Origin of the sequence: Streptomyces sp. NBC_00510 (assembly GCA_036013505.1) — a bacterium.
Lineage (GTDB): Bacteria > Actinomycetota > Actinomycetes > Streptomycetales > Streptomycetaceae > Actinacidiphila.
The window spans coordinates 4,551,523-4,576,352 of record CP107851.1 but is presented as its reverse complement, the minus strand read 5'-3'; the positions used below and the strand labels follow the sequence as shown (position 1 = coordinate 4,576,352).

Here is a 24,830-nt window from a genome sequence, read left to right as displayed (position 1 = left end):
CGTCGCCAATCCGGTCCGGACGGCCGCGGTACGGGGATGCCGGGCGTGCGCCAGTCGCGGGGACGACCCCGCGCGCCGGGACACCGTGGTCCCCGGCCGGCCGGTCGAGGGGCACCGGCACCGCAGTGGTCCTGAGTTTTTGGAGGGTTTGACATGCGTCTGTCTCTGGCCGTGAGCGACCGGAACAAGGTGCCCGGCGCGTCCGCGGCGGCGCCACCGACCCCCGGCTCGTCCGAGCCGGGGAGCACCGTATGACCCTCGTCGAATCGCCCTTCCCGCTCCTCGAGGACCCCGCGCCCGCCGGTGTCGCCGGCACCTCCGGCGTCCTGTGTCCCGCGCGGGCGCTCTTCCGGGCCGGCGACGCCGCCCCCGTGCGCACCCTGCTCGGGGTCCTGGCCGCCACCGCCCGGGCGCACCCCACCGCGCCCGCCGTCGACGACGGCACCACGACGCTGAGCTACCGGGCCCTGGCCGCCGCGACCGAGCGCCTGCGCCGCCGCCTGGCGGAGGCCGGCATCGGCGCCGGCGACCGGGTGGGCGTACGGGTGCCCTCGGGCACCGCCGACCTGTACGTGGCGGTCCTCGCCGTGCTCTCCGCGGGCGCCGCCTACGTGCCGGTCGACGCCGAGGACCCCGAGGAACGCGCCCGGCTGGTCTTCTCCGAGGCGGAGGTGTGCGCCGTCATCGGCGAGCACCTCACGATCACCCCGTGCGCCGAGCCGCGCGGCACCGTCGGCCGCCGTCCCGGGCCGGACGACGACGCGTGGATCATCTTCACATCCGGTTCCACCGGCAAGCCCAAGGGCGTCGCCGTCACCCACCGTTCGGCCGCCGCGTTCGTGGACGCCGAGGCCCGGCTCTTCCTCGCCGAGGAGCCGCTGGGACCCGGCGACCGGGTGCTGGCCGGGCTCTCGGTGGCCTTCGACGCCTCCTGCGAGGAGATGTGGCTGGCGTGGCGGCACGGCGCCTGCCTGGTGCCCGCGCCGCGCTCCCTCGTCCGCACCGGGCTGGATCTCGGCCCCTGGCTCGTCGAGCAGGGGATCACGGTCGTCTCCACCGTGCCCACCCTGGCCGCGCTGTGGCCCGTCGAGGCGCTGGACGACGTCCGCCTGCTGATCTTCGGAGGCGAGGCCTGCCCGCCGGAACTGGCCGAACGGATGGCCGTCGAGGGGCGCGAGGTGTGGAACACCTACGGCCCGACCGAGGCCACCGTCGTCGCCTGCGCCGCCCAGCTCACCGGCGAGGGCCCGGTCCGCATCGGACTGCCCCTGGACGGCTGGGAGCTGGCCGTCGTGGACGCCCACGGCGAACCGCTGGCCATGGGCGCGACCGGCGAGCTGGTCATCGGCGGGGTCGGCCTCGCCCGCTACCTGGACCCCGCCAAGGACGCCGAGAAGTACGCGCCGCTGCCCGCCCTCGGCTGGGACCGCGCCTACCGCAGCGGCGACCTGGTCCGCGCGGACGCGGAGGGCCTGGTCTTCGTCGGCCGCGCCGACGAGCAGGTCAAGCTGGGCGGCCGCCGCATCGAACTGGGCGAGATCGACGCCGCGCTGCAGGCGCTGCCCGCCGTCGCCGGGGCGGCCGCCGCCGTGCGCACCACCAAGGGCGGCAACCAGATCCTGGTCGGCTACGTCGCGGTGACCGGGGACTTCGACCAGGCCGACGCGCTCGCCCGGCTCCGCGAGGCGCTGCCGGCCGCCCTCGTCCCGCTGGTCGCCGTCGTGGACACCCTGCCCACCCGGACCTCGGGCAAGGTCGACCGGGACGCGCTGCCCTGGCCGCTGCCCGGGCTCGACGCGCCCGCCGTGGAACTGGGCGGCACCGAGGGCCTGCTCGCCGGCCTGTGGGGCGAGCTCCTCGGCGCGCCGGTGACCGGGCCCGACGCCGACTTCTTCGCGCTCGGCGGCGGCAGCCTGACCGCCGCCCGCCTCGTCTCGCAGCTGCGCACCCGCTACCCCGCGGCCGCGGTCGGCGACGTCTACCAGCACCCCATCCTCGGGGCGCTCGCCGCCCGCCTGGACGAGGCCGACGCCCGCCGTGCCGCCGCGCGCCCCGTACGGCCGGTGCCCCGGCGCGCCGCCGCGGTCCAGCTGGCGCTGATGCTCCCGCTGTTCGTCCTGGCCGGACTGCGCTGGGGCGTCGTGGCGGCCGCCATCGGCAACGCGCTGCGCCTCCTCGGCCCGTTCCCGTGGGTCCCGGCCGTCTCCTGGTGGTGGGTGCTGGCCGGCTGGGCGCTGCTCATCAGCCCCGCCGGACGGGTCGCCGTCTCCGCGGGCGGCGCCCGGCTGCTGCTGCGCGGGGTGCGCCCGGGCACCTATCCGCGCGGCGGGGCGGTGCACCTGCGCCTGTGGGCCGCCGAACGCCTCGCGCAGGTCAGCGGCGCCGGCAACCTCACCGGTGCCTGGCTGAGCCACTACGCCCGCGCGCTGGGCGCCAAGGTCGGCGACGGCGCCGACCTGCACTCCCCGCCGCCGGTCACCGGCATGCTCAAGCTCGGCAAGGGCAGCGCCGTGGAGCCCGAGGTCGACCTGTCCGGGCACTGGCTCGACCGCGACCTGCTGCACATCGGCAAGATCCGCGTCGGGGCGGGCGCCACGGTCGGCTCCCGCAGCACCCTGCTGCCCGGCGCCCGGATCGGCAAGCGCGCCGAGATCGCCCCCGGTTCCGCGGTCGTGGGCGCCGTCCGGGCCGGGCAGCGGTGGGGCGGCGTGCCCGCCGTCCGCACCGGCAAGGCCCCGCACCGCAGCCCCGACTCCCGCCCGCCGCGACGGCTGCGCTGGTCGGCGGCGTACGAGGCGACCGCCTTCGCCCTGGACCTGATGCCCGCGGTGTCGGCGCTGCCCGCCCTGCTGGTGCTGGCCCGGTTCCTGCACGGCGCCGGCGCCGCGCCGCTGCCCGCCGCGCTCGCGGCCGTGCCCCTGGCCACGCTCGCCTGGCTGCTGACGTACGCGCTGCTGGTGCTGGCCGGGGTGCGGCTGCTGGGCGTCGGGCTGCGCGAGGGCCACCACCCCGTGCACGGCCGTGTCGCCTGGCAGGCCTGGACGACGGCCCGGCTCATGGACCGGGCCCGCGCGCACCTGTTCCCGCTCTACGCCAGCCTGCTGACGCCGGTGTGGCTGAGGGCGCTCGGCATGAAGGTCGGCCGCCACGTCGAGGCGTCCACCGTGCTGGCGCTGCCGACGATGACCACCGTCGGCGACGGGGCCTTCCTCGCCGACGACACCATGGTGGGCAGCTACGAGCTCGGCGGCGGCCTGATGCGCATCGCGGAGGCCCGGATCGGCAAGAAGGCCTTCCTCGGCAACTCCGGCATGACCGCCCCCGGCCGCTCGGTGCCGAAGAACGGCCTGGTCGGTGTGCTCTCGGCGACGCCCAAGGGGGCCAAGGCGGGCAGTTCCTACCTGGGCATGCCGCCGATGCGGCTGCCGCGCGTCCCCGAGACGGGCGACCGCAGCCGCACCTTCGCGCCGCCCCGGCGGCTCGTGCTGGCCCGCGCGGCCGTCGAGCTGTGCCGGGTCGTCCCCGTGATGTGCGCGGTCGCGCTGGTGGTGCTGGTGCTCGCCGGGTACGCGGCGGTGGCGGACCGGTACGGGGCGCCCGTGGCGCTCGCCGCCGGCGGGGCGCTGCTCGCGGGCGCCGGTGCGGTCGCCTGCGCGGTGGCCGTGGTGATGAAGTGGCTGCTGGTCGGGCGGGTGCGGACGGGCGAACGGCCGCTGTGGAGCTCGTTCGTGTGGCGCAACGAACTGGCCGACACCTTCGTCGAGGTGCTGGCCGTGCCGTGGCTCGTCGGCGCGGTCGGCGGCACCCCGCTGATGAACCTGTGGCTGAGGTGCCTGGGGGCGCGGATCGGACGCGGCGTATGGTGCGAGACGTACTGGCTGCCGGAGGCGGACCTGGTCCGGGTCGGGGACGGCGCGACCGTCGGCCGCGGCTGCGTGGTACAGACACACTTGTTCCACGATCGGATCCTGCGGATGGACGAGGTCGTACTCGGGGAGGGCGCGAGCCTCGGCCCGCACGGCATCGTGCTGCCCGGGGCGACGGTCGGGGCCCGGAGCGCGATCGGTCCCGCCTCGCTCGTCATGCGGGGCGAGAGCGTGCCCGAGGGCACCCGCTGGCTCGGCAACCCGATCTCCGCCTGGCACACAGAGGGGGCCCGCACAGGGTGAGCAACGGCAAGCGCGTGCGTGGCGGGGCCGCCGTCCCCGCCACGCCCGGGGCGGAGGTGTCCGCGGACACCTACTTCCCCGAGCACGGCAACGGCGGCTACCGGGTCACCCACTACGACCTGGAACTGGAGTACCGCCCGGCGGCCAACCGCCTCTCGGGCCGGGCCCGGATCTCCGCGCTGGCGGACCGGGCCCTTTCCGCGTTCAGCCTGGACCTCGGAGCCTTCCGTCTCGACCGGGTCCTCGTCGACGGGCGCCCCGCCCGCTACACCCACCGCGCGGGGAAGCTCCGCGTCAAGCCCGCGAAGGCGCTGCCCGAGGGCCCGTTCGCGGTCGAGGTCCGCTACGTCGGCAACCCGAGGCCCGTCCGCTCCCGCGACTGGGGGGAGCTGGGCTGGGAGCAGCTGGAGGACGGCGCGCTCGTCGCCAGCCAGCCGATCGGCGCGCCCTCCTGGTTCCCCTGCAACGACCACCTCGGCGACCGGGCGGGCTACCGGATCACGGTGACCGCGCCCTCGCCGTACACGGTCGTCGCCAACGGCAGCCTGGAGTCGTACCGGGTGGGCGCCTCCACGACGACCTGGGTGTACGACCAGCCGCGGCCGATGCCGCCGTACCTGGCGACCGTGCAGATCGGCCAGTACGAGCTCATCGACCACCTCGGCGGCGCCGTACCCCAGCCGGCCGCCGTCCCGCCGCGCCTGACCGCGGACTTCGACCACGACTTCGGGCGCCAGCCGCGGATGATGGAGGTGTTCAGCGAGCTCTTCGGGCCCTACCCCTTCGGCGAGTACGCGGTCGTCGTGACCGACGAGGAGCTGGAGGTCCCGGTCGAGGCGCACGGGCTGTCCGTCTTCGGCAGCAACCACCTGGACGGCCGCCGCGGCTCCGAACGCCTCGTCGCCCACGAACTCGCCCACCAGTGGTTCGGCAACAGCCTCGCCCTCGCCGACTGGCGGCACATCTGGCTCAACGAGGGCTTCGCCGCGTACGCCGAATGGCTGTGGGCCGAGTCCTGCGGCGAGGCGACCGCCGCCCGCAACGCGGCCCGCGCCCACGCCAGGCTCGCCGCCCAGCCCCAGGACCTGCGGCTGGCCGACCCCGGTGCCCGGAACATGTTCGACGACCGGGTGTACAAGCGCGGCGCCCTCACCCTGCACGCGCTGCGCACGGTCATGGGCGACCCGGCGTTCTTCCGGCTGCTGCGGGCCTGGACCGCCGCGCACCGCCATGGCACCGTGACCACCGGGCAGTTCACCGCCCTGGCCCAGGAGCACACCGACCGGCCGCTGGAGGCGCTGGTCTTCCACCCGTGGCTGCACGGGACGCGGCTGCCACGCCTGCCGATCGGGGGAGCATGAGCGACGCGCACACGGACGGGGGCGGGATCGTCGTCTACTGGCGGCCGGGCTGCCCGTTCTGCATGAAGCTGCGGGCGCAACTGCTGTTCACGCGGCTGCGCCACACCAAGGTCGACATCTGGCGCGATCCGGACGACGCCGCCTTCGTGCGCTCCGTCGCGGACGGGAACGAGACCGTGCCGACCGTCACCGTGGCGGGCCGGCCCCTGGTCAACCCCTCGCTGCGGCAGCTCAAGGAGGCGGTCAGGGCGTACGCCCCGCACCTTCAGGCGAAGCGCGACACGTAGCGGCGCTGCCAGGGCGTCTCCACCGCGCGCCGGGTGTAGTGCTCCCGGACGTAGGCGACGGCCTCACCGGACGGCACCCCGTCCAGCACCGCTAGGCACGCCAGGGCCGTCCCCGTACGGCCGAGTCCGCCGCCGCAGGCGACCTCCACCCGCTCGTCCGCAGCACGCCGCCATGCCGCGCGCAGCGCCTGAGCGGCGTCCGCACGGTCCGCGGGCAGCCGGAAGTCCGGCCAGCGCACCCAGCGGCTCTCCCAGGCCACCGCCGGGGGTTCGTGGCCCAGCAGGTACAGCCCGAACACGGGGACGGGACCGGCCGGCAGCGGGTGCCGCAGCCCCCGTCCACGCACCAGCCGCCCCGACGGCAGCCGCAGCACCCCCGGGGCGCCCGGCTCCCAGCCGGCGGCGGGCTCAGCGCCCATGGCCGCCGCACGCCGCCGGGTAGAGCACGGCGCCGGCCAGTTCGCCGCCGTCCGCGGCGTCCGCCGCCAGGCCGGACAGGCGCAGGCACGCTTCGGCGGTGGCGTCCACGGGAGGGCACTCGACGCCCACGGCGCCGACCGCGGTCACCGAGCCGTCGTGGTGGAGTTCGCCGCCGGAGGACGGCGCGGGCAGCCCGCCCTGCAGGGTGCCGAGGGCGACGACGTCGCCGGACGCGGTCGAGGCCTCACGGATGTCGAAGCGCCAATGGGCGTCGCTCGCTTTGAGGAGGTATTTCCCGGACCTCCCGCATTCAGCCAGGGAATCCCGGCGGGCGCGGACGAGTTCGGCTATCGCGCAGCACAACGGGGCGTCATGTCCGGCCGTCGTGCGGAAGCGGCTGAAATCGGCGAGCGGCGCGGACCGCATCGCGCCGTCGAGGAGGACGACCGCCGACTCCCGTGCGTGCGGATGGCCCTGCTCGGCGATGTCCAGCAGAAAGGGGGCCGCGACCACGGCACCGGGGAGCACCTCGCCGGTGCGTCCGCGCAGCAGGGAACTGCTGGTCAGGGCCGCCACGGCGGAGGCGACCGCATCGAGGTCGTGGGCCGCGGCCAGTGCCCTCAGCCCGGCCGCGGGGTCGGGCCGCTCGGCCCGCGCCCCGTCCCGGGCGTCGGCGGTCCGAGGGCGCGGCCGCGGCGTGGGAATGGCATTCCAATTGACGGCGTCGATCTCGGTGAGCAGCATCCGCACATGATTCCACCCGCTCCGGAATTTCGGGGTTCCGCATGCGGGACAAGCGTTCGAGCGGCTATGCTCCGCCGCCTCAAGCGGTATGACGCAGATACAGCGCGCCGCAACTGTGGCAGAAGGGCTGCGCCGCCGGCGTCCCCCACACGTCCTCCGCCTGCACGGCCGCGGCGGGGGAGAGCTCCCGACCGCAGAGCCCCGTCGCGGCGCCGTCCTCCACCATGTGCCACGCCCTCAGCGGGCTGCCGTCGGCCGGGCCGCCGTCCTCGGTGTCGTACTCGGCGCGCATCTCGTACACGGGCATCGTGGTGCCTCCGGGTCGGTCATGCCCTTCTTGGTGCCGGTAGTCCAGTATGTCCGGGCTCCGTGTGTGCGGCGATCGCAGCCCCGCGCGGGCGGACGTACCGCAGACGGCGGGCCCGGGGCTCGGCCGGTCGTACGACCGGCCCGGGCGGGAGCGCGTGCGCCGACCGGCGCGGCGGCGTCCCGGCGGCCACCGGCCGTCGCCGGCGTCACTGTGGGCCCCGCCGGGCCCGCCGGTGTCCGGGGCACCGATTGACAGGCCGGGACCGGCGTCCTTGAGTGAGGGGCGCCAGGCAGGAGCCTCAGGGGGAAGCGTCATGCCGAGCCACGGTCAGCCGCCCGCACCGCAGCCGCCACTGCCCGGAGTGCCGCCCGAGCGGCTGTGCGGGGAACTGCTCGGCGCGAGCGACGCCGCCGCGGACGTGGGGGACCTCGCGACCGCCGCGGTCCACGCACGTACCGCCGCGATGCTGGCGGCCTCGGCGGGGCTGCCGGCGCTGTTGCGCGCCGCGCACTGGCAGCAGGGGCGGCTGGCGCGCTCGCCGGCGACCGGGAGGCCGCGGACGGCTGGTTCCGGCAGGCCGGCCCTTCCGGCGCCGCCGCTCCCGCCGTCCCTTCCGTTCCCTCCGGCCCGGTCCCGTCCGGGGCCGACGCCGGCGGCGCCGGGCTGTGGGCCCGCTTCCGCCGCGGCCCGCGCGCACCGGAACAGCCCGCGCCGCCACCGGACCGCCCCGCCGCGCCACTGCTGGCGGTGGGCCTGCTCGGCTCGCTCAGCGTCAGCGTCGACGGTGTTCCGGCCGAGGGCTGGCACGGCCACCGCACCCGTTCCCTGCTCGCCTTCCTGCTCACCCACCGCGACCCCTGGCCGCACCGGGAGACGCTGATGGACGCCTTCTGGCCGGACTCGGCCCCCGGGGCGGCGCGCAACAGCCTCGGCGTCGCGATGCACCAACTGCGCCAGACGCTGGGCACCGCGACCGGTGAACCCGTGGTCGTCTTCCGCTGCGGTGCCTACCGGCTCGGTCCCGGGCTCGGCCTCTGGCTGGACTGCGACGAGTTCGACCTGCTGCTGCGCACCGCCCGGGAGGCGGAGGACCGGGGCGACCGCACCGGCGCGGCCGAGGAGTACGAGCGGGCGCTCGCCCTCTACCGGGGCGAGTTCCTCGCCGAGTCGCCGTACGAGGAGTGGACCGTCCTGCACCGGGAGCGGCTGCGGCTGGCCCACCTCGACGCCCTCGCCCGGCTGAGCGAACTGCACTTCACCGCGGGCCGCTACGCCCCGTGCGCCGAACTCTGCCGCCGCCTGGTCGCGTTGGACCCGTGCCGGGAGACCGCGCACCGACGGCTCATGCGCTGCCTGAGCCGGATCGGCCAACCGCACCTGGCCATCCTCCAGTTCCGGGTCTGCGTGCGGACGCTGCGCGAGGAACTCGGCGTGCCGCCGCAGCGCGAGACCGTCGAGCTGCACCAACGGCTGCGCGACGACCTGCCGGTGTGAGCGGTGCGCCCGCGCTTATCGCGTCGCGGCCGCCGGGTTAAGCGACGGCACGGCGGCCGGTTAAGCGCGGTGCGGAAGAACGGACGCCGAGCCCGGCGGCGACCCGCCGCCGCGCCGGCGCCCACCTCGCAGGGGAGAGAACATGCCCGCACAGCCCGACCTGAACAACCCCGCCTTCGGCTTCGACGCGCGCGACATCCAGGTGACGGACAACGACGCGATCCCGTCCGGCCTGGTCCTCACCGCGTCCCTGCCGATCACGGTCAGTGTGACCTTCGAGGTCGGTGGCCTCACGCTGCCGTTGCTGCACGACACGCCCTTCAGGGTGACCTACGCCTTCGCCGCGCTCTCCGGCACCGACGACTTCACGTGCCCTGTCGACGGCAGGCTCGTCACGCTCCCGGCGCCCGCGACGACCCTGTACAGCGGTGCCGACACGGCCGTCACCGTCCCGGCGAACACGCTGCAGCCCGGGCTCTACCAGGTCTCGGCGGTGATCCAGTTCCCGGGGGCCACCACCATGGGCGCCTTCGCCACGCTGCCGGTGATCGAGGTCGTCGAGGGGCCGTGAACGAGGACGAGCTGACCCGGATCGACGGCGTCGGCGCGACCACCGCGCGCCTGCTGGCCGCCGCCGGGATCCGTACGTACGCCGAGCTGTCCGCCGCGTCCACGGACGAGGTCATCGCCGCGGTGCGTGACCTGCGTGTGGTCTCCGCGATCCGGGTCGAGCAGTGGCGCAAGGACGCCGCGGAGCTGGCCTCGGCGGTACCGCCGCCGGGGCCGGCTCCGGAGGCGGAGTCGGCGGACACCGGGTACGAGAGCTTCGTGCTGCGGGTCCGGCTGGACCGGGGGCGGATCCGGGCGACGGAGATCCGCAGGGTGCGCACCGGGGAGACCCGGCACTGGCCGGAGTGGGACGCCGGAGCGCTGCTCGCCTGCGTCCTGGGCCGCCCGGCCGATCCCGGTCCTGGTCCCGGCTCCGTTCCCGGGTCCGTTCCCGCTCCCGATCCCGTCCCCGGACCCGGACGGGCGACCGGGGCCGGGACCGGGGGCGGGAACGACGGCGATCCCCGTGCCGGCGTCGCCCCGCCGGTCACGCTGCTGGCCGAGCCGCTGCCGGCGGTCGCGGGCGGCGCCGTACGGCCGGGCGTGCCGTTCACGCTGGACGTCACGCTGGCCCTGCCCCCGGCCACCGGTTCCGGGGCGTGCTTCGCGTACTACGCGGCCGTCACCGTGAGCCCGGGCGGCGCGGGCCGTCGCGTGCTGGCGGACGACCGGGGCGTGCTGCGGGCCGGCGATCCGGTCGTACGGCTGTCGCTGCCCGGCCTGCCGCCGGGCACCCACCGCCTGGGGATCGCGGTGAGCCTGCGCGAACCCGGCGGGCACCGTCCCAGCGCGCTGGCGGCAACGGTGGACGGGATCGTGCTCACCGTGTGACGTGCCACCGCGTCACGCGGCCGAGTCCGTGTCCTCGTCCCACTCGACACCGATCTCCCGCAGCCAGCGCCGGTCCTCCGGGCCCGGAGGACCGGGCGGCCCGGCCAACGGCTGCGGGGGACCGGTGAGTTCGGCGCCGGTGAGCGACACCCCACCCTTGCCGCCCGCGTGCGCGACGCTCTCGTCACCGCGTTCGAGGACCAGGAGTTCGTAGTGGGGCGGCCACCGCAGCAGGATCCGCCGCCGGCAGACCGGGCAGTACCACTCCTCGGCGCCGGAGCTCCTCGTCTCCGCCAGCCGCATCTCGTGGATCTCGCTCATGCTCGTCTCCGTCCGCGCGAAGGGCACAGGGGAGGGCGGCGAACCGCCCCGCGTACCGGGTTGATGCCCGATCCGCCCCGATCAACCCCGCTTGTACGGGCGCCTCGTGTGACCGGCGGACGACGGGCCGTCACCGATTTCGTCACCCTTCGTGACCGGGGAAGTTCCCACCGCATGAATCGAGTCCGAAATTAGGGGATTTCACCCTATGTATTGACTGCGGGGAGTAATGGAACTTAAGGTTCATGTCAGAGGATGACTCCTATGAGCCGCATCCCGTCCGACATTTCACGTCTGTGATGGTGCGTCCGCACCCGAGGCCCGGACGCACCCCCCGTCGCACCCGTGCCATGCGCACCGGCCGGTGCGACCCGCGCCCGGTCCCCCACGGCCGGCGCCGACGTTCCGCATCTCGAAGGGAACGACCATGCGCGTCACGAGCACGACCATCCGCCGGGTCGCCGCAGCGGCACTCGCGGCACCGATCCTCGCCCTCGTCGGAGCCGGCGCGGCCGGCGCCGCGCCGCAACAGGCTGCCCCCGCCTCGCACCAGTCCGTCGTCACCCACGGGGACGGCTGCCGGGGCTACGGCGACTGGGGTTACGGATGGCGTTACGACCATCACTTCGACGACGACTGTGGCTACGGCTACGGCTACGGCGGTTATGGAGGCTACGGAGGCTACGGAGGCTACGGCTACGGAGGTTACGGCTACGACAACGGCGTCGTCGTGGTGGTGCTGTAACCGTCAGTGAACCCGCACCCGCCCGGCGCCCGTCACGGCCACACCAGGCAGTACAGCTGGTGCCCGCTCTCGTGACAGCGCTGGGCGAAGTCCTGCCACTCGTGCAGCATCGTGTAGATCACGAACGCGTCCCGCGGCCCGCGGCGGTCGGGGACGGTGGACCAGATGAAGGCGGCGGCGCCCAGGGCCTCCTCGTCGGCCTTGCGCAACGGCTCGACGACGGAGTGGGGCAGCTTGACGACGGCGTAGTCGGGGTGGAGCACGACGAGTTCCAGCGGCGGGACCTTGGCCGGGGGTATGCCCTCGATGCCGGTCAGCACCATGGCGGCCATGGTCTCCGGCTTGACCTTGGTGTACATGCCCTGGCCCAGCTCGTCGCCGCCGAGTTCCTCGGGTCGCATCGAGATGGGGACCCGCGCGGCGGTCGCACCATCGGGTGCGCCGAAGTACTTGTAGGTCACCCCCACTCGGCCACCCCTGCTCCCGCTTTTCTCAACGGCCCTGTCGCGCTCTTTCGGCGGCCGGCGGCGCCGACCGGTGGGGCGGGCGTGCTCCGCGTCGGGGTCGTCCGCCCCGCCGCCCACGTCGCCGCGTTCGCCACCGCGCTGCATTCCACTACCCGACCATCCGCAGACCCAACCGCGCAACCCGATCATCGTCTCAGATGCACGGTCGATACCTCGTCGCGCAACGCCCGGCATTTGAGAGCATGTGCTTGTGAGCTATCCGTACGCCTACGAAGCGCCAGTTTCTCAGACCTTGTTCGATCGAGCAGCCACCGTGACCCCCGGTGGGGTGAACAGCCCGGTACGCGCCTTTCGTGCCGTGGGCGGTACGCCCCGGTTCATGGTGTCCGGAACGGGTCCTTACCTGAAGGACGCGGATGGTCGCGAATACGTCGACCTCGTCTGCTCGTGGGGGCCGATGATCCTCGGCCACGCCCACCCCGAGGTGATCGCCGCCGTGCAGGCGGCGGTTGCGCGGGGTACGTCCTTCGGCACGCCCGGTGAGGGCGAGGTGGAACTGGCCGAGGAGATCGTGGCGCGCGTCGCGCCGGTGGAGCAGGTGCGGCTGGTCTCCTCCGGCACCGAGGCCACGATGTCGGCGATCCGGCTGGCACGCGGGTTCACGGGCCGGGCCAAGGTGATCAAGTTCGCGGGGTGTTACCACGGTCATGTGGACGCCCTGCTGGCCGCCGCGGGTTCCGGGGTTGCCACTTTCGGGTTGCCCGACACCCCCGGGGTGACGGGCGCGCAGGCCGGGGACACGATCGTGCTCCCCTACAACGACCTGGGGGCCGTACGGGCCGCGTTCGCCGCCCACCCCGGTGAGATCGCCTGCGTGATCACCGAGGCGTCGCCCGGCAACATGGGCGTCGTGCCGCCGGCCGAGGGCTTCAACCAGGGCCTGGCGGACCTCTGCCGGGAGAACGGCGCGCTGTACGTCTCCGACGAGGTCATGACCGGCTTCCGTGTGTCGAGGGCCGGCTGGTACGGCATCGACGGCGTCCGCCCCGACCTGATGACCTTCGGCAAGGTGATGGGCGGCGGCTTCCCCGCCGCGGCCTTCGGCGGCCGTGCCGACGTGATGGCGCACCTCGCGCCCGCGGGCCCGGTCTACCAGGCGGGCACGCTCTCCGGTAACCCGGTGGCCACCGCCGCGGGCCTGGCCCAGCTGCGGTTGCTGGACGACGCGGTGTACGAGGCGGTGGACTCCGTCGCCGCCGAGGTGTCGGGCCTGGTCGCCGCCGCGCTCTCCAAGGAGGGTGTGGCGCACACCCTGCAGACCGCGGGCAACATGTTCTCGGTGTTCTTCACCGGGGACCGGGTGACGAACTACGACGAGGCCAGGAAGCAGGAGGCGTTCCGCTTCACGGCCTTCTTCCACGCGATGCTCGCCCAGGGCGTGTACCTGCCGCCCTCCGCCTTCGAGTCCTGGTTCGTGTCGTCGGCGCACGACGGCGCGGCCATCGAGCGGATCGCGGCCGCCCTGCCGGCCGCCGCCCGCGCCGCAGCGGAGGCCACCGCATGAGCGAGATCACAGTCGTCCACCTGATGCGGCACGGCGAGGTGGAGAACCCCACCGGCGTGCTCTACGGGCGCCTGGCCGGCTACCACCTGTCCGAACTGGGCCGGAAGATGGCCGACCGGGTCGCCGAGCACCTCGCGGGCCGTGACATCACCCACGTCGTCGCGTCCCCGCTGGAGCGCGCCCAGGAGACCGCGGCGCCGATCGGCACCGTCCTCGGCCTGGACGTCGCGAGCGACGAGCGGCTGATCGAGGCGGACAACGTCTTCCAGGGCAAGACCTTCGGCGTCGGCGACGGCGCGCTCAAGCGCCCCGCCAACTGGAAGCACCTGGTCAACCCGTTCCGCCCGAGCTGGGGCGAGCCGTACGCGGACCAGGTCGTCCGCATGACGGCCGCGCTGGAGGCGGCCCGGGACGCGGCCCGCGGCCACGAGGCGGTGTGCGTCAGCCACCAGCTGCCGATCTGGATCGTGCGCAGCGCCGTCGAGCAGCGGCGCCTGTGGCACGACCCGCGCAAGCGGCAGTGCACCCTGGCGAGCCTGACGTCCTTCACGTTCGAGGACGACAGGATCGTCTCCGTCGGCTACACCGAGCCCGCCCGCGACCTGGTCCCTGCGCATCTGCTCGCCGGGGCGAAGCCGGTCAAGGGCGGCAGCAAGGGCTTCGGCGCCTGACGACCGCCTCGCGCTGGTTCCGGAGGGCACCGGTCACGCAGACCGGCGCCCTCCGGCACGCCCTGTGACGGCCGCCGCCGCGGGGCCCGATCCGGCGCCCTGCCCGGTGAATTCGTGCGCCCCGCGAAGGAACCCGCCGTACGCGCACGGCATCTAGCGCGGTGAGCGGGGGCGAGGCACGGGGATTGGGGCGCGGAATGCGGGAGATCAGCCGACGAGGGGTACTGGGCCTGGCGGCCGGAGCGGCCGCCGTCGGGCTGGCGGGCTGCGCCGGGGAGGGTCCCGGCGGCCGGCACGTCAGCGAGGGGCCGTCGGCGTCGCCCACCCCGTCCGCCGGCGGCCCGCAGGGGCGGCCCTCCCTGTCCCCGTCGGTGCGGACGATCGGCGACGGCTCGACGGCCGACACCGGGCCGCAGCCCCATCAGCCCGCCGTGGAGCGCCTGGAACCCGGGCAGACGCCACCGCAGTTCGTGATCTTCTCCTGGGACGGGGCGGGCGAGCTGGACAACGGCCTCTTCGAGCGGTTCCGCAAGCTCGCGGGCGAGCACGGGGCGACGATGACCTTCTTCCTCTCCGGCGTCTACCTGCTCCCCGAGTCGAAGAAGAGGCTCTACAAGCCGCCGCGCAATCCCGTCGGCGCCTCCGACATCGGCTACCTCACCGACGCCCACGTCCGCGCCACCCTGCAGCAGTTGCGGCTGGCCTGGCTGGAGGGCCATGAGATCGGCACGCACTTCAACGGCCACTTCTGCGCGGGAGCGGGCTCGGTGGGCCGCTGGAGCCCGGCCGACTGGCGCAGCGAGATCGAACAGGCCGTCGGCTTCGTGGAGAACTGGCGCACCCACACCGGTTTCACCGACCTGCCCCCGCTGCCCTTCGACTACCGCAAGGAGCTGATCGGCGGCCGTACGCCCTGCTTGCTGGGCCAGCGCTCGCTGCTGCCCACCGCCGCCCGCCTGGGCTGGCGGTACGACGCCAGCGGGCCGGGCGGCCTGCAGGTGTGGCCGGGCAAGAGCCACGGGCTGTGGGACCTGCCGCTGCAGGCGGTGCCCTTCCCCGGCCGCTCCTTCGAGGTGCTGTCGATGGACTACAACATGCTGGCCAACCAGTCGGTGAACTCCACGCGCGGCAACCCCGCCCACTACCCGGCCTGGCGGCGGCAGGCCCGCGACGCCTACCTGGGGGGCTTCCGCCGGGCGTACGAGACCAACCGCGCGCCGCTGTTCATCGGCAACCACTTCGAACAGTGGAACGGCGGGATATACATGGACGCCGTCGAGGACGCGCTGCGGCGGATGGCCGACCACCGGGACGTGCGCCTGGTGTCGTTCCGCCAGTTCGTGGACTGGCTGGACGCGCAGGACCCGGCGGTGCTGACGAAGCTGCGCACCCTCGGCCCGGGGCAGCGCCCCGCGGGCGGCTGGCGCCGCTTCCTCGCGCAGGAACGTTCCTCCGTGTCACCCTCCGCCACGCCCTCCTCCGCCACGCCCTCCGCCTCTTCCTCCCCCTCCTAGACCGATCCGCCCGTTTCGTCCCGGGGGTGGCGGGCAGGCGAACCGGTGAACGGGAACGTCCCGGAGGACCGAGCCGAGGAGGTCGGAGGCCATGCGCGCGTCCCTGAAGGGGAGGAGGATCGCCTTCCTGGTGGCGCCGGAGGGCGTCGAGCAGACCGAACTCACCGGCCCCTGGGAGGCCGTCCGCGAGGCGGGCGGGACGCCCCGGCTCGTCTCCACCCGCCACGGCCGCGTCCAGGCCTTCGAGCACCTCGACCGGGCCGGCACCTTCCCCGTCGACGACACGCTCGGGGACGTGGTCGCCGCGGACTTCGACGCGCTGGTGCTCCCCGGCGGTGTCGCCAACCCCGACCTCCTGCGGATCGACCCGGACGCCGTCGCCTTCACCAGGGACTTCTTCACCGAGGGCCGCCCCGTCGCGGCGATCTGCCACGCGCCGTGGCTGCTCGTGGAGGCCGGCGTCGTGCACGGACGTACCCTCACCTCCTGGCCCAGCGTCTGCACCGACGTCACCAACGCCGGCGGCACCTGGATCGACCAGGAGGTCGTGGTCGACTGCGACGGCCCCAACGTCCTGGTCACCAGCCGCAGGCCCGGCGACCTCAAGGCCTTCCAGGACGCCCTGGTGGACGAGTTCGCGCACCAGACCGGGAGTCGCGATTAACCATCGCTTACTTGGGGCATTTGCCGCTTTCGGCAAAGCTGTCGGGGGTGCGCGAGATCGCTCCCGGCCTCATGCGAAACTTTTCACATGAGTCCTACGCGCGCCCTCCGACGCCGTCCGCTCCGCGGTGCCGCGGCACTCGCCGGAGCAGCCGCGTTCGCGCTGGCCGTCACGGCCTGCTCGACCTCCACCGCGTCCTCCGACGGCACCGGCCCCGGAACGAACTACGTCGGCGGCACCGGTGAGATCTCCACGGTCAAGCCGGGCCACCGGGTGGCCGCGCCGGAGCTGAGCGGGAAGTCCGTCGAAGGAGCCCCGCTCAGCCTCGCCGACCACAAGGGCAAGGTCGTCGTCCTCAACATCTGGGGCTCGTGGTGCCCGCCCTGCCGGGCTGAGGCGCCGCACCTGGCCAAGGTGGCCAGGGAGACCGAGTCGCAGGGCGTGCAGTTCATCGGCATCAACACCCGGGATCTGCAGACCGCGCAGGCCAAGGCATTCGAGAAGGAATTCGCCATCCCCTTCCCGAGCTTCTACGACCCGTCCGGCGACCTGGTGCTGCGCTTCCCCAAGGGCAGCGTCAACCCGCAGGCCATTCCCTCCACGCTGATCATCGACCGCCAGGGGAAGATCGCGGTGCGCGCGCTGAAGGAGCTCGGCGCCGACGAACTGCACGAGGTCCTCGACCCGGTGATCGCGGAGAAGTGACGTGAGCGTACTCGCCGCCGGCGCCAACCAGACCGTGGTGAACGGCGCCCTGCTCGCCGCCGTGCCGGTCGCGCTCCTCGGCGGCCTGGTCTCGTTCTTCTCGCCGTGCGTGCTGCCCCTCGTCCCCGGTTACCTGTCGTACGTGACCGGCGTCACCGGCACCGACCTGGCCGAGGCCCGGCGCGGCCGGATGTTCGTGGGCGCGTCGCTGTTCGTCCTCGGCTTCACCGCGGTCTTCGTCTCCGGCGGCGCGCTGTTCGGCAACTTCGGCACGACGCTGCTGGAGCACAAGGTGGTCATCACCAGGGTGCTCGGCGCGCTCACCATCGTCATGGGGCTCGCCTTCATGGGGGTGGTCGGCGGCATCACCCAGCGTGAGTTCCGCTTCCACCGCAGGCCCGCGATGGGTCTGGCGGGGGCGCCGCTGCTCGGTGTGCTCTTCGGCATCGGCTGGACGCCGTGCCTGGGTCCGACGCTGAGCGCCGTCAACTTCCTCGCCTTCAACGAGGCCAGTGCCGGCCGCGGGGCACTGCTCACCGCCGTCTACTGCCTCGGCCTCGGCCTGCCGTTCATACTGGCCGCCATCGCCTTCCGCCGTGCGCTCGGCGCCTTCGGCTGGGTCAAGCGCCACTATGTGTGGGTGATGCGCCTCGGCGGTGGCATGCTCGTCGCTGTCGGCCTGCTGCTCGTCACCGGCGTGTGGGACCACATCGTCTACCAGATGCAGATCTGGTCGTCCGGCTTCACTCCAGGGATCTGATCCATGAGCTCCAAAGACACCGCCGGGACACCCCCCGACGCGGCGGCGGACGCCGGTGCCGACCTCGGCGCGGCCGGCGCACAGCTGTCGACCGCGCCCGTCGAGGACCTCGGCCAGGTCGTGCCCGGCTCCTTCGGTGGCGTCCGCAGGCCGGGTACGGCCGGCGGACTCGCCTGGACCGGGCGCGAGGTGTGGGGCTGGACGCGCTGGACCTGGCGCCAGCTCACCTCGATGCGGGTGGCGCTGATCCTGCTCTTCCTGCTGTCGCTGGCCGCCGTCCCCGGTTCGCTGGTGCCGCAGACCAGCGTCGACGAGATCAAGGCGCAGACCTTCAAGGACGCCCACACCACCCTGGCGCCGCTCTACGAGAAGCTCGGGCTGTTCAACGTCTACAGCTCGGTGTGGTTCTCGGCGATCTACATCCTGCTGTTCGTCTCGCTCGCCGGCTGCATCGTCCCGCGCAGCTGGCAGTTCGTCGGCCAGCTCCGGGCCAGGCCGCCGGCCGCCCCGCGCAACCTCACCCGGCTCCCGGCGTACGCGACCTGGCGCACCGAGGCCGAGCCGGACGCGGTGCTCGCCGCCGCCCGGCGTGCGCTCCGCGGCCGCCGCTTCCGAACCCAGGTCACCGGTACGGCGGTCGCCTCGGAGAAGGGCTTCCTGCGCGAGGCCGGCAACCTGCTGTTCCACATCGCCCTGTTCGGCCTGCTGATCTCCTTCGCGGTGGGCGGGCTGTTCAAGGCCGAGGGCGGGAAGCTGATCGTCGAGGGCGACGGCTTCAACAACACGCTCACCCAGTACGACGACTTCAAGCCGGGCACCTTCTACGACGCGGACGACCTGGACACCTTCGGCTTCAAGCTGGACGGCTTCACCGCCTCGTACGCGCGCAGCGGCCCGCAGAAGGGCACCCCGCGCACCTTCCGCGCCAACATCCGCTACTGGACGAGCCCGGGCGGCAAGCAGACGAAGTCCGCGATCGAGGTCAACGAGCCGCTGGAGGTCGGCAGCTCCAAGGTCTACCTGATCGGCCACGGCTACGCGCCCGTCGTCACCGTCAAGGACGGTCAGGGCAACGTCGTCTTCCAGGGCCCGGTGCCGTTCCTGCCGCAGGACGGCAACCAGACCTCGGTCGGCGTGATCAAGGCGATGGACGTCCGCGACCACGCCGACAAGAAGACCCAGTACGGCTTCCAGGGTCTGTTCACCCCGACCTTCGCGCTGAACGCGCAGCAGGGCCCGCACTCGTCCTTCCCGGCCCTGGACTACCCGGCGCTGATCCTCACCGCCTACCACGGCGACCTGGGCGTGGACGCCGGTCTGCCGCAGAACGTGTACCAGCTCGACACCGACAAGATGAAGCAGTTCAAGGACGCCGACGGCCGGATCGTGAGCAAGGCGATGAAGCCGGGGGAGACGCTCGCGCTGCCCGACGGCGACGGCTCGCTCACCTTCGACGGCGTCAAGACCTGGGCCACCTTCCAGGTCTCCCACCAGGCCGGCAACGGCTGGGCGCTGGTGAGTGCCGTCGCCGCCATCCTCGGCCTGGCCGGATCGCTGTTCATCCAGCGCCGCCGGGTCTGGGTGCGCGCGGTGCGCGGCGCGGACGGTGTCACCGTCGTCGAGCTGGCCGGACTCGGCCGCAGCGAGTCGGCTCGGATCGCCGACGAGCTCGGCGAGCTCGCCGCCGACCTCACGGCCACGGCCCCGCCGCTGCCCGAAGCGGATCCCGAACCCTCAGAAGAACCCCTGCCCGATGACGAAGGAGCGCGCGCGTGACCATCGCTGCCGCGGTCAACGAGAACGTCGCCCACCTCAGCAACTACCTGATCTACTCGGCGATGGCGGTCTACACGCTGGCCTTCCTCGCCTACATCGCGGAGTGGGTCTTCGGCAGCCGCAGCAAGGTCGCCAAGACCTCCGCCGCGCTCGCCCCCGGCGCCGCCGGGTCCGCGCCCGCGGTCACCGTGACCGTGAAGCAGGGCGGCGGCACCGCCACCCTGGCGCGTCCCAAGGTCGTCACCCGGGCCTCCGCCAGTGACCGCGGCTTCGCCGACGGCCCCGGCGCGGCCGGCGACACCGAGCAGGGCGACCTCTACGGCCGCATCGCGGTGTCCCTGACCGTGCTGGCCTGGGCGCTGCACGTGGCCGCCGTGGCGGCGCGCGCCTTCTCGGTGCAGCGCGCCCCGTGGGGCAACATGTACGAGTTCTCCACCACCTTCGGCGCCACGGCGGTCACCGCCTACCTGGTGCTGCTCCTGCTGGGCAAGAAGGTCCGCTGGATCGGGCTCTTCCTGACCACCACGGTCCTGCTCGACCTCGGCCTCGCCGTCTCGGTCCTCTACACCGACAGCGACCAGCTGGTCCCGGCGCTGCACTCCTACTGGCTGTGGATCCACGTCTCCTGCGCCATCATCTCCGGCGCGGTGCTCTACCTGGGCGCGGTGGCGAACGTGCTCTACCTCTTCCGCGACCGCTACGAGACCGGCCTCGCGGCCTCGGGCACCGCCGAGGGCACCTGGGCGAACATCATGTACCGCCTGCCGTCGGCCGCGAGCCTGGACAAGTTCGCGTACCGCGTGAACGCCATGGTCTTCCCGCTGTGGACGTTCACGATCATCGCCGGCGCGATCTGGGCCGAGGCGGCCTGGGGCCGCTACTGGGGCTGGGACCCCAAGGAGACCTGGTCCTTCATCACCTGGGTGGTCTACGCGGCCTACCTGCACGCCCGCGCCACCGCCGGCTGGAAGGGCCGCAAGGCCGCCTACCTGGCGCTGCTCGCCTTCGCCTGCTTCCTGTTCAACTACTACGGCGTGAACATCTTCATCACCGGCAAGCACTCCTACGCCGGCGTCTGAGCCCCGGCGTCCGGCTCCGGCCGGGGGTCAGCCCAGGCCGATGGCGTCCAGCTTCGCCCGCAGGTACGCGTGCGAGTCCACCGGCTCGTACGCGTGCCTGCCGACGGGCGCGGGCAGCGGCGTGACGCGGGTGCCGGGGTCGCACTCGTAGAACCACACCAGCGACATCAGCTCCTCCGCCGGCGCGTCGGCCGGCGGGGGCAGCACGCGGTGCCGCCCGGAACGCCAGCGGTCGCCGGTCCAGCGGGCCATCAGGTCGCCGATGTTGACGGTGAAGGAGTCCGGCTCCCAGGGGGCGTCCTGCCAGCCGTCCTCGCCGGTGTGCACCTGGAGCCCGCCCTTGCCCCGCTGGCGGTCGAGCACGGTGACCGTGCCGAAGTCGGTGTGCGGGCCGATCCTGAACTGGCCCGGCTCGGGCGGTCCGACCACGTCGGTGCCCGGGTACCAGTTGATGTTGAAGCCCCAGGTGGGGTGGCGGGTGTGCCGGGTGAAGAGGTCCCCGGGTCCGCCCAGGGCGGCGGCCAGCAGCTCCAGCAGGTGGTCGGAGAGATCGCGCATGTGCGTCACGTACGCGTCCACCAGCGGTCGCAGCCGCGGCGCCTCGGCCGGCCAGAGGTTCGGCAGGAACCACTCGGCGTCCACCGCCGGGTCACCGGTCGGCTCCTCGGCGGCGAACGACCAGGACTCCTTCAGGTCCGGCGGGGTGGCCGTGCCCTCCGCGTAGCCGTTGGCCTCCGCGCCCTGGCCCAGCCAGCCGCGGCCCCCGACCCGTACCGCGTACGGCTCCTTGACGGCGGCCGGCAGCCGGAAGAAGCCGCGGGCGGCCTCCCGGATCGCCGCGCGCAGTCCCGGGTCGACGCCGTGCCCGGTGACCAGCAGGAAGCCGGCCGAGCACAGCGCCTCGTCGACGGTGGCGGCGACGCGGGCGCGGCCGGCGGCGTCACCGGTGAGCCAGGGCCCGAGGTCGATGGTGGGGATCATGCGCCGATGTCCTCGTTCCACAGCTCGGGGCGGGCCGCGACGAACTCCGTCATCAGGGCCACGCACTCCGGGTCGTCCAGCAGGACGATCTCCACGCCGTGCTCGGCCAGCCAGTCGTGGCCGCCGTGGAAGGTGCGGGCCTCGCCGATGACGACCCGGGAGATCCCGAACTGCCGGACCAGGCCGCTGCAGTACCAGCACGGCGACAGGGTGGTCACCATCGTCGTCCCGCGGTAGGTGCGCTGCCGCCCGGCCGCGCGGAAGGCAGCCGTCTCGCCGTGCATCGACGGATCGCCGTCCTGCACACGGCGGTTGCGGCCGCGGCCCAGCACCGTGCGGCCGTCCGGGCCGTACAGGGCCGCCCCGATGGGGATCCCGCCCTCCGCGAGGCCCGCCCGGGCCTCGGCGACGGCGGTCGCCAGCATCGTCTGCGCGTCGTCCATGACGCCCAGTGTCCCGCAGGATCAGCCGCGGGGCTGGTTGTCCTGGCCGTCGGCCGGGCCGTTCTCGCGCTGCCGCAGCTCCTCCTCGCGGCGGCGCAGGTCGGCCTCCCAGCTCTTCAGCAGCTGCTCGTCCTTCTTGTTCTCCTCGCGCAGCGAGTGCAGGAACTCCGGGTTGTCGTCCGGGGCGACCCACTGCGTGCGGTGGTTGCGGTGCCACTCCGCGGGCGTGCTGCCGCCGGCCGGCGCGGTGCGGTGCTTGCCGGCGACCAGCCAGGCGATCGGCCCGATCAGCACCTCTCCGAAGAGCAGGATGACGATGACCCACACGACCTTGGGGAGGCCGCGGACCTGCTCCTCGGGCGTGTTGAGGCAGTCGATGAAGGCGTAGATCCACAACGCCAGCACCAGCAGGAACGGGATGTACCGGATCATCGCGGGAGTGCCCCCCAGGCAGCGACGGCGGGGCGCGGCAGGGCCCCGGTGACGGGTCCAGGGTAGTGCGTGCCGGATACTGGACCGCATGGCTTACGACGATCTTCGCTCGCTGCTGAGGGCCCTGGAGAAGGAGGGGGACCTCAAGCGCGTCACGGCAGAGGTCGACCCGTACCTGGAGGTCGGTGAGATCGTCGACCGCGTCAACAAGGCGGGCGGCCCGGCGCTGCTGTTCGAGAACGTCAAGGGCTCCTCGATGCCCCTGGCGATGAACGTGTACGGCACCGACCGCCGGCTGCTGAAGGCGCTCGGCCTGAAGTCCTACGCCGACATCGGCGACCGCATCGGCGGGCTGCTCAAGCCGGAGCTGCCGCACGGTTTCGTCGGCGTCCGCGAGGCCTTCGGCAAGCTCGCCGGGATGACGCACGTACCGCCGAAGAAGGTGAAGGACGCCCCCGTCCAGGAGGTCGTCCTCACCGGCGACGACGTCGACCTGGACGCGCTGCCGGCCCTGTTCACCTGGCCCGAGGACGGCGGCTCCTTCTTCAACCTCGGCCTGACGCACACCAAGGACCCCGAGACCGGCGTCCGCAACCTGGGCCTGTACCGGCTGCAGCGGCACGACCGCCGCACCATCGGGATGCACTGGCAGATCCACAAGGACAGCCGCAACCACTACCAGGTGGCCCAGCGGCGCGGCGAACGGCTCCCGGTGGCCATCGCGTTCGGCTGTCCGCCCGCCGTGACGTACGCCTCCACCGCGCCGCTGCCGGGCGACATCGACGAGTACCTCCTCGCCGGCTTCGTCGGGGGCAGGCGCGTCGAGATGGTCGACTGCAAGACGGTGCCGCTGCAGGTGCCCGCCCAGGCGGAGGTGGTCCTGGAGGGCTGGCTGGAGCCCGGGAAGATGCTGCCCGAGGGGCCGTTCGGCGACCACACGGGCTTCTACACCCCGCAGGAGCCCTTCCCGGCGCTGACCATCGACTGCGTGACGATGCGCCGCCGGCCGCTGCTGCAGTCCATCGTGGTGGGCCGGCCGCCGACCGAGGACGGCCCGCTGGGCCGGGCCACCGAGCGGTTCTTCCTCCCGCTGCTGAAGGTCATCGTGCCGGACATCGTGGACTACCACCTGCCGGAGGCGGGCGGCTTCCACAACTGCGCGATCGTCTCGATCGACAAGAAGTACCCGAAGCACGCCCAGAAGGTCATGCACGCCATCTGGGGCGCGCACATGATGTCGCTGACCAAGCTGATCGTCGTGGTCGACGCCGACTGCGACGTGCACGACCTGCACGAGGTCGCCTGGCGGGCGCTGGGCAACACCGACTACGCCCGTGACCTGTCGGTGGTCGAAGGTCCCGTGGACCACCTCGACCACTCCTCCTACCAGCAGTTCTGGGGCGGCAAGGCAGGCATCGACGCGACCCGGAAGCTGCCCGAGGAGGGCTACACCCGCGACGGCGGCTGGCCCGAGATGGTGCTCTCCGACCCAGAGACCGCCGCGAAGGTCGACCGCCGCTGGAAGGAGTACGGCCTGTGAGCGCCGAATCCGCGACTCCGGATCTCTTCGGACCCTCCCCGCGCCCGGACGGCAAGGTCCGGGCGTTCCTGCGGCTGGTGATGATCGAGCACTCGGTCTTCGCCCTGCCCTTCGCCTACATCGCCGCGCTCAGCGCGATGTTCGCGCAGGACCGGTCCGTCCACTGGTGGCAGCTCTTCCTGATCACCGTCGCCATGGTGGGCCTGCGCACCTTCGCGATGGCGTGCAACCGGATCATCGACCGCGAGATCGACGCCCGCAACCCCCGCACCGCGGGACGCGAACTGGTCACCGGCGCCGTGTCCGTGCGCTCGGCGTGGACCGGCGCGCTGATCGCCGTGGTGTTCTTCCTGGGCGCCGCCGCGCTGCTCAACCCGCTGTGCCTGGCGCTGGCGCCGATCGCGGTGGTCCCGATGGTGGTCTACCCGTACGGCAAGCGGTTCACGGACTACCCGCACGCCATCCTCGGCCTCGCCCAGGCCATGGGCCCGGTCGGCGCCTGGCTCGCGGTCTCCGGCTCCTGGTCGTGGGACGCCGTCGTCCTCGGCCTCGCGGTGGGCGTGTGGATCGGCGGCTTCGACCTGATCTTCGCCTGCCAGGACGTCGCCGCCGACCGCGCCCACGGGGTGCGCTCGGTGCCGGCCCGCTTCGGCGTCGACGGCGCGCTGTACGGGGCGCGGGTGAGCCACGTGGTGACGACCGTGCTGCTTGTCTGGTACGGACTGGCGGTCGGCGCCGGGGCCTTCTGGTGGGTCGGCATGCTGATCGTGGGCGGTGCCTTCGTCTACGAGCACAGCATCGTGAAGCCCGGCGACCTCAGCAGGCTCAACCGGGCGTTCTTCACGGTCAACGGCTTCATCGGGATGGCGCTGTTCCTGTGCGCCCTGCTCGACCTCGCGGTGCGCGGCCTGGGCGTGTGACGCCCCCGCGCCCGGCGCGGTCG

At 73.4% G+C, this 24,830-nt stretch carries 25 protein-coding genes; 17 read left to right on the top strand and 8 right to left on the bottom strand.

Annotated features, from left to right (window positions below; genetic code table 11):
* Nucleotides 1-251: 251 nt before the first annotated feature.
* From OG937_20465 to OG937_20455, 3 genes are read left to right on the top strand one after another with little or no spacing between them, the layout of a single operon-like run.
* Entirely contained in the window at nt 252-4,169 is a 3,918-nt protein-coding gene (locus tag OG937_20465; protein WUD73893.1) for an amino acid adenylation domain-containing protein, read from the top strand.
* The gene (locus OG937_20460; protein ID WUD73892.1) at nt 4,166-5,530 is read left to right on the top strand and encodes a M1 family metallopeptidase; all 1,365 of its coding nucleotides are present in this window, start codon (nt 4,166-4,168) and stop codon (nt 5,528-5,530) included. The genes OG937_20465 and OG937_20460 overlap by 4 nt, the downstream gene beginning before the upstream one ends.
* The gene (locus OG937_20455) at nt 5,527-5,817 is read left to right on the top strand and encodes an NrdH-redoxin (GenBank protein WUD73891.1); all 291 of its coding nucleotides are present in this window, start codon (nt 5,527-5,529) and stop codon (nt 5,815-5,817) included. Before OG937_20460 ends, OG937_20455 begins: the two co-directional genes overlap by 4 nt.
* On the opposite strand, the gene OG937_20450 is transcribed toward OG937_20455, so the two are convergent.
* From OG937_20450 to OG937_20440, 3 genes are all read right to left on the bottom strand, one after another.
* Complete coding sequence (locus OG937_20450) at nt 5,796-6,236, bottom strand: protein phosphatase (protein ID WUD73890.1); 441 nt, start codon at nt 6,234-6,236, stop codon at nt 5,796-5,798. The genes OG937_20455 and OG937_20450 overlap by 22 nt on opposite strands.
* A complete protein-coding gene (locus OG937_20445; protein ID WUD73889.1) occupies nt 6,226-6,981 on the bottom strand; it encodes a hypothetical protein in 756 nt (251 codons plus the stop codon). Before OG937_20445 ends, OG937_20450 begins: the two co-directional genes overlap by 11 nt.
* Before the next feature lie 79 nt (nt 6,982-7,060).
* Nucleotides 7,061-7,288 carry a hypothetical protein gene (locus OG937_20440; protein ID WUD73888.1) on the bottom strand — a complete coding sequence of 76 codons (228 nt, stop codon included), beginning with the start codon at nt 7,286-7,288 and terminating at the stop codon, nt 7,061-7,063.
* A gap of 750 nt (nt 7,289-8,038) precedes the next feature.
* Here OG937_20440 and OG937_20435 point away from each other — a divergent pair.
* The 3 genes from OG937_20435 to OG937_20425 all read left to right on the top strand — a co-directional run bounded on the left by OG937_20435 (nt 8,039) and on the right by OG937_20425 (nt 10,225).
* The gene (locus OG937_20435; GenBank protein ID WUD73887.1) at nt 8,039-8,785 is read left to right on the top strand and encodes a winged helix-turn-helix domain-containing protein; all 747 of its coding nucleotides are present in this window, start codon (nt 8,039-8,041) and stop codon (nt 8,783-8,785) included.
* Between the two features lie 142 nt (nt 8,786-8,927).
* Complete coding sequence (locus tag OG937_20430; protein WUD73886.1) at nt 8,928-9,356, top strand: hypothetical protein; 429 nt, start codon at nt 8,928-8,930, stop codon at nt 9,354-9,356.
* The gene (locus OG937_20425) at nt 9,353-10,225 is read left to right on the top strand and encodes a DUF4332 domain-containing protein (GenBank protein ID WUD73885.1); all 873 of its coding nucleotides are present in this window, start codon (nt 9,353-9,355) and stop codon (nt 10,223-10,225) included. The genes OG937_20430 and OG937_20425 overlap by 4 nt, the downstream gene beginning before the upstream one ends.
* Nucleotides 10,226-10,237: 12 nt before the next feature.
* Here the strand turns inward: OG937_20425 and OG937_20420 are convergent, their stop codons facing one another.
* Nucleotides 10,238-10,546 carry a hypothetical protein gene (locus tag OG937_20420; GenBank protein WUD73884.1) on the bottom strand — a complete coding sequence of 103 codons (309 nt, stop codon included), beginning with the start codon at nt 10,544-10,546 and terminating at the stop codon, nt 10,238-10,240.
* Between the two features lie 427 nt (nt 10,547-10,973).
* Here OG937_20420 and OG937_20415 point away from each other — a divergent pair, with 427 nt between their 5' ends.
* Nucleotides 10,974-11,291, top strand: coding sequence for a hypothetical protein (locus OG937_20415; GenBank protein ID WUD73883.1), 318 nt, complete (start codon nt 10,974-10,976; stop codon nt 11,289-11,291).
* Between the two features lie 32 nt (nt 11,292-11,323).
* Here OG937_20415 and OG937_20410 read toward each other — a convergent pair whose 3' ends face one another.
* Nucleotides 11,324-11,902, bottom strand: coding sequence for a hypothetical protein (locus tag OG937_20410; protein WUD73882.1), 579 nt, complete (start codon nt 11,900-11,902; stop codon nt 11,324-11,326).
* Nucleotides 11,903-12,008: 106 nt separating this feature from the next.
* On the opposite strand from OG937_20410, the gene hemL reads away from it, so the two are divergent.
* The 8 genes from hemL (at nt 12,009) to ccsB (ending at nt 20,491) form a co-directional block, all read left to right on the top strand.
* On the top strand, nt 12,009-13,322 hold the full coding sequence (gene hemL, locus OG937_20405; GenBank protein WUD73881.1) for a glutamate-1-semialdehyde 2,1-aminomutase: 1,314 nt from the start codon (nt 12,009-12,011) through the stop codon (nt 13,320-13,322).
* Nucleotides 13,319-13,993 carry a histidine phosphatase family protein gene (locus OG937_20400; protein ID WUD73880.1) on the top strand — a complete coding sequence of 225 codons (675 nt, stop codon included), beginning with the start codon at nt 13,319-13,321 and terminating at the stop codon, nt 13,991-13,993. The genes hemL and OG937_20400 overlap by 4 nt, the downstream gene beginning before the upstream one ends.
* Before the next feature lie 197 nt (nt 13,994-14,190).
* Nucleotides 14,191-15,507, top strand: coding sequence for a hypothetical protein (locus tag OG937_20395; protein ID WUD73879.1), 1,317 nt, complete (start codon nt 14,191-14,193; stop codon nt 15,505-15,507).
* Nucleotides 15,508-15,598: 91 nt separating this feature from the next.
* On the top strand, nt 15,599-16,171 hold the full coding sequence (locus OG937_20390; GenBank protein WUD73878.1) for a type 1 glutamine amidotransferase: 573 nt from the start codon (nt 15,599-15,601) through the stop codon (nt 16,169-16,171).
* Between the two features lie 87 nt (nt 16,172-16,258).
* Complete coding sequence (locus tag OG937_20385) at nt 16,259-16,876, top strand: TlpA family protein disulfide reductase (protein ID WUD73877.1); 618 nt, start codon at nt 16,259-16,261, stop codon at nt 16,874-16,876.
* Between the two features lies 1 nt (nt 16,877).
* Nucleotides 16,878-17,636: a cytochrome c biogenesis protein CcdA gene (locus tag OG937_20380; GenBank protein WUD73876.1), complete on the top strand. Its 759-nt coding sequence runs from the start codon at nt 16,878-16,880 to the stop codon at nt 17,634-17,636.
* A gap of 3 nt (nt 17,637-17,639) precedes the next feature.
* Complete coding sequence (locus OG937_20375) at nt 17,640-19,412, top strand: cytochrome c biogenesis protein ResB (protein ID WUD73875.1); 1,773 nt, start codon at nt 17,640-17,642, stop codon at nt 19,410-19,412.
* Nucleotides 19,409-20,491, top strand: coding sequence for a c-type cytochrome biogenesis protein CcsB (ccsB, locus tag OG937_20370; GenBank protein ID WUD73874.1), 1,083 nt, complete (start codon nt 19,409-19,411; stop codon nt 20,489-20,491). The genes OG937_20375 and ccsB overlap by 4 nt, the downstream gene beginning before the upstream one ends.
* A gap of 27 nt (nt 20,492-20,518) precedes the next feature.
* Here the strand turns inward: ccsB and OG937_20365 are convergent, their stop codons facing one another.
* From OG937_20365 to OG937_20355, 3 genes are read right to left on the bottom strand one after another with little or no spacing between them, the layout of a single operon-like run.
* Nucleotides 20,519-21,472, bottom strand: coding sequence for an isopenicillin N synthase family oxygenase (locus OG937_20365; protein WUD73873.1), 954 nt, complete (start codon nt 21,470-21,472; stop codon nt 20,519-20,521).
* Nucleotides 21,469-21,915 (bottom strand): nucleoside deaminase, encoded by a 447-nt coding sequence (locus OG937_20360; GenBank protein ID WUD73872.1) that lies wholly within the window; start codon nt 21,913-21,915, stop codon nt 21,469-21,471. The genes OG937_20365 and OG937_20360 overlap by 4 nt, the downstream gene beginning before the upstream one ends.
* A 21-nt stretch (nt 21,916-21,936) precedes the next feature.
* The gene (locus OG937_20355; protein ID WUD73871.1) at nt 21,937-22,347 is read right to left on the bottom strand and encodes a PLD nuclease N-terminal domain-containing protein; all 411 of its coding nucleotides are present in this window, start codon (nt 22,345-22,347) and stop codon (nt 21,937-21,939) included.
* Nucleotides 22,348-22,435: 88 nt separating this feature from the next.
* On the opposite strand from OG937_20355, the gene OG937_20350 reads away from it, so the two are divergent.
* Nucleotides 22,436-23,887, top strand: a complete 1,452-nt coding sequence (locus OG937_20350) for a menaquinone biosynthesis decarboxylase (GenBank protein WUD73870.1) — start codon at nt 22,436-22,438, stop codon at nt 23,885-23,887.
* Complete coding sequence (locus tag OG937_20345; protein ID WUD73869.1) at nt 23,884-24,807, top strand: 4-hydroxybenzoate octaprenyltransferase; 924 nt, start codon at nt 23,884-23,886, stop codon at nt 24,805-24,807. The genes OG937_20350 and OG937_20345 overlap by 4 nt, the downstream gene beginning before the upstream one ends.
* Nucleotides 24,808-24,830: the final 23 nt, after the last annotated feature.

Excerpts from the sequence above, each read along its gene's own strand:
- OG937_20375 (WUD73875.1), top strand. The coding sequence starts at position 17,640 with ATGAGCTCCAAAGACACCGCCGGGACACCCCCCGACGCGGCGGCGGAC.
- OG937_20360 (WUD73872.1), bottom strand. The coding sequence starts at position 21,915 with ATGGACGACGCGCAGACGATGCTGGCGACCGCCGTCGCCGAGGCCCGG.
- OG937_20445 (WUD73889.1), bottom strand. The coding sequence starts at position 6,981 with ATGCTGCTCACCGAGATCGACGCCGTCAATTGGAATGCCATTCCCACG.
- OG937_20365 (WUD73873.1), bottom strand. The coding sequence starts at position 21,472 with ATGATCCCCACCATCGACCTCGGGCCCTGGCTCACCGGTGACGCCGCC.
- OG937_20395 (WUD73879.1), top strand. The coding sequence starts at position 14,191 with ATGCGGGAGATCAGCCGACGAGGGGTACTGGGCCTGGCGGCCGGAGCG.
- OG937_20415 (WUD73883.1), top strand. The coding sequence starts at position 10,974 with ATGCGCGTCACGAGCACGACCATCCGCCGGGTCGCCGCAGCGGCACTC.
- OG937_20440 (WUD73888.1), bottom strand. The coding sequence starts at position 7,288 with ATGCCCGTGTACGAGATGCGCGCCGAGTACGACACCGAGGACGGCGGC.
- OG937_20410 (WUD73882.1), bottom strand. The coding sequence starts at position 11,902 with ATGCAGCGCGGTGGCGAACGCGGCGACGTGGGCGGCGGGGCGGACGAC.
- OG937_20430 (WUD73886.1), top strand. The coding sequence starts at position 8,928 with ATGCCCGCACAGCCCGACCTGAACAACCCCGCCTTCGGCTTCGACGCG.
- OG937_20385 (WUD73877.1), top strand. The coding sequence starts at position 16,259 with ATGAGTCCTACGCGCGCCCTCCGACGCCGTCCGCTCCGCGGTGCCGCG.
- OG937_20355 (WUD73871.1), bottom strand. The coding sequence starts at position 22,347 with ATGATCCGGTACATCCCGTTCCTGCTGGTGCTGGCGTTGTGGATCTAC.
- OG937_20450 (WUD73890.1), bottom strand. The coding sequence starts at position 6,236 with ATGGGCGCTGAGCCCGCCGCCGGCTGGGAGCCGGGCGCCCCGGGGGTG.
- OG937_20420 (WUD73884.1), bottom strand. The coding sequence starts at position 10,546 with ATGAGCGAGATCCACGAGATGCGGCTGGCGGAGACGAGGAGCTCCGGC.
- OG937_20390 (WUD73878.1), top strand. The coding sequence starts at position 15,599 with ATGCGCGCGTCCCTGAAGGGGAGGAGGATCGCCTTCCTGGTGGCGCCG.
- OG937_20400 (WUD73880.1), top strand. The coding sequence starts at position 13,319 with ATGAGCGAGATCACAGTCGTCCACCTGATGCGGCACGGCGAGGTGGAG.
- OG937_20455 (WUD73891.1), top strand. The coding sequence starts at position 5,527 with ATGAGCGACGCGCACACGGACGGGGGCGGGATCGTCGTCTACTGGCGG.
- OG937_20465 (WUD73893.1), top strand. The coding sequence starts at position 252 with ATGACCCTCGTCGAATCGCCCTTCCCGCTCCTCGAGGACCCCGCGCCC.
- OG937_20350 (WUD73870.1), top strand. The coding sequence starts at position 22,436 with ATGGCTTACGACGATCTTCGCTCGCTGCTGAGGGCCCTGGAGAAGGAG.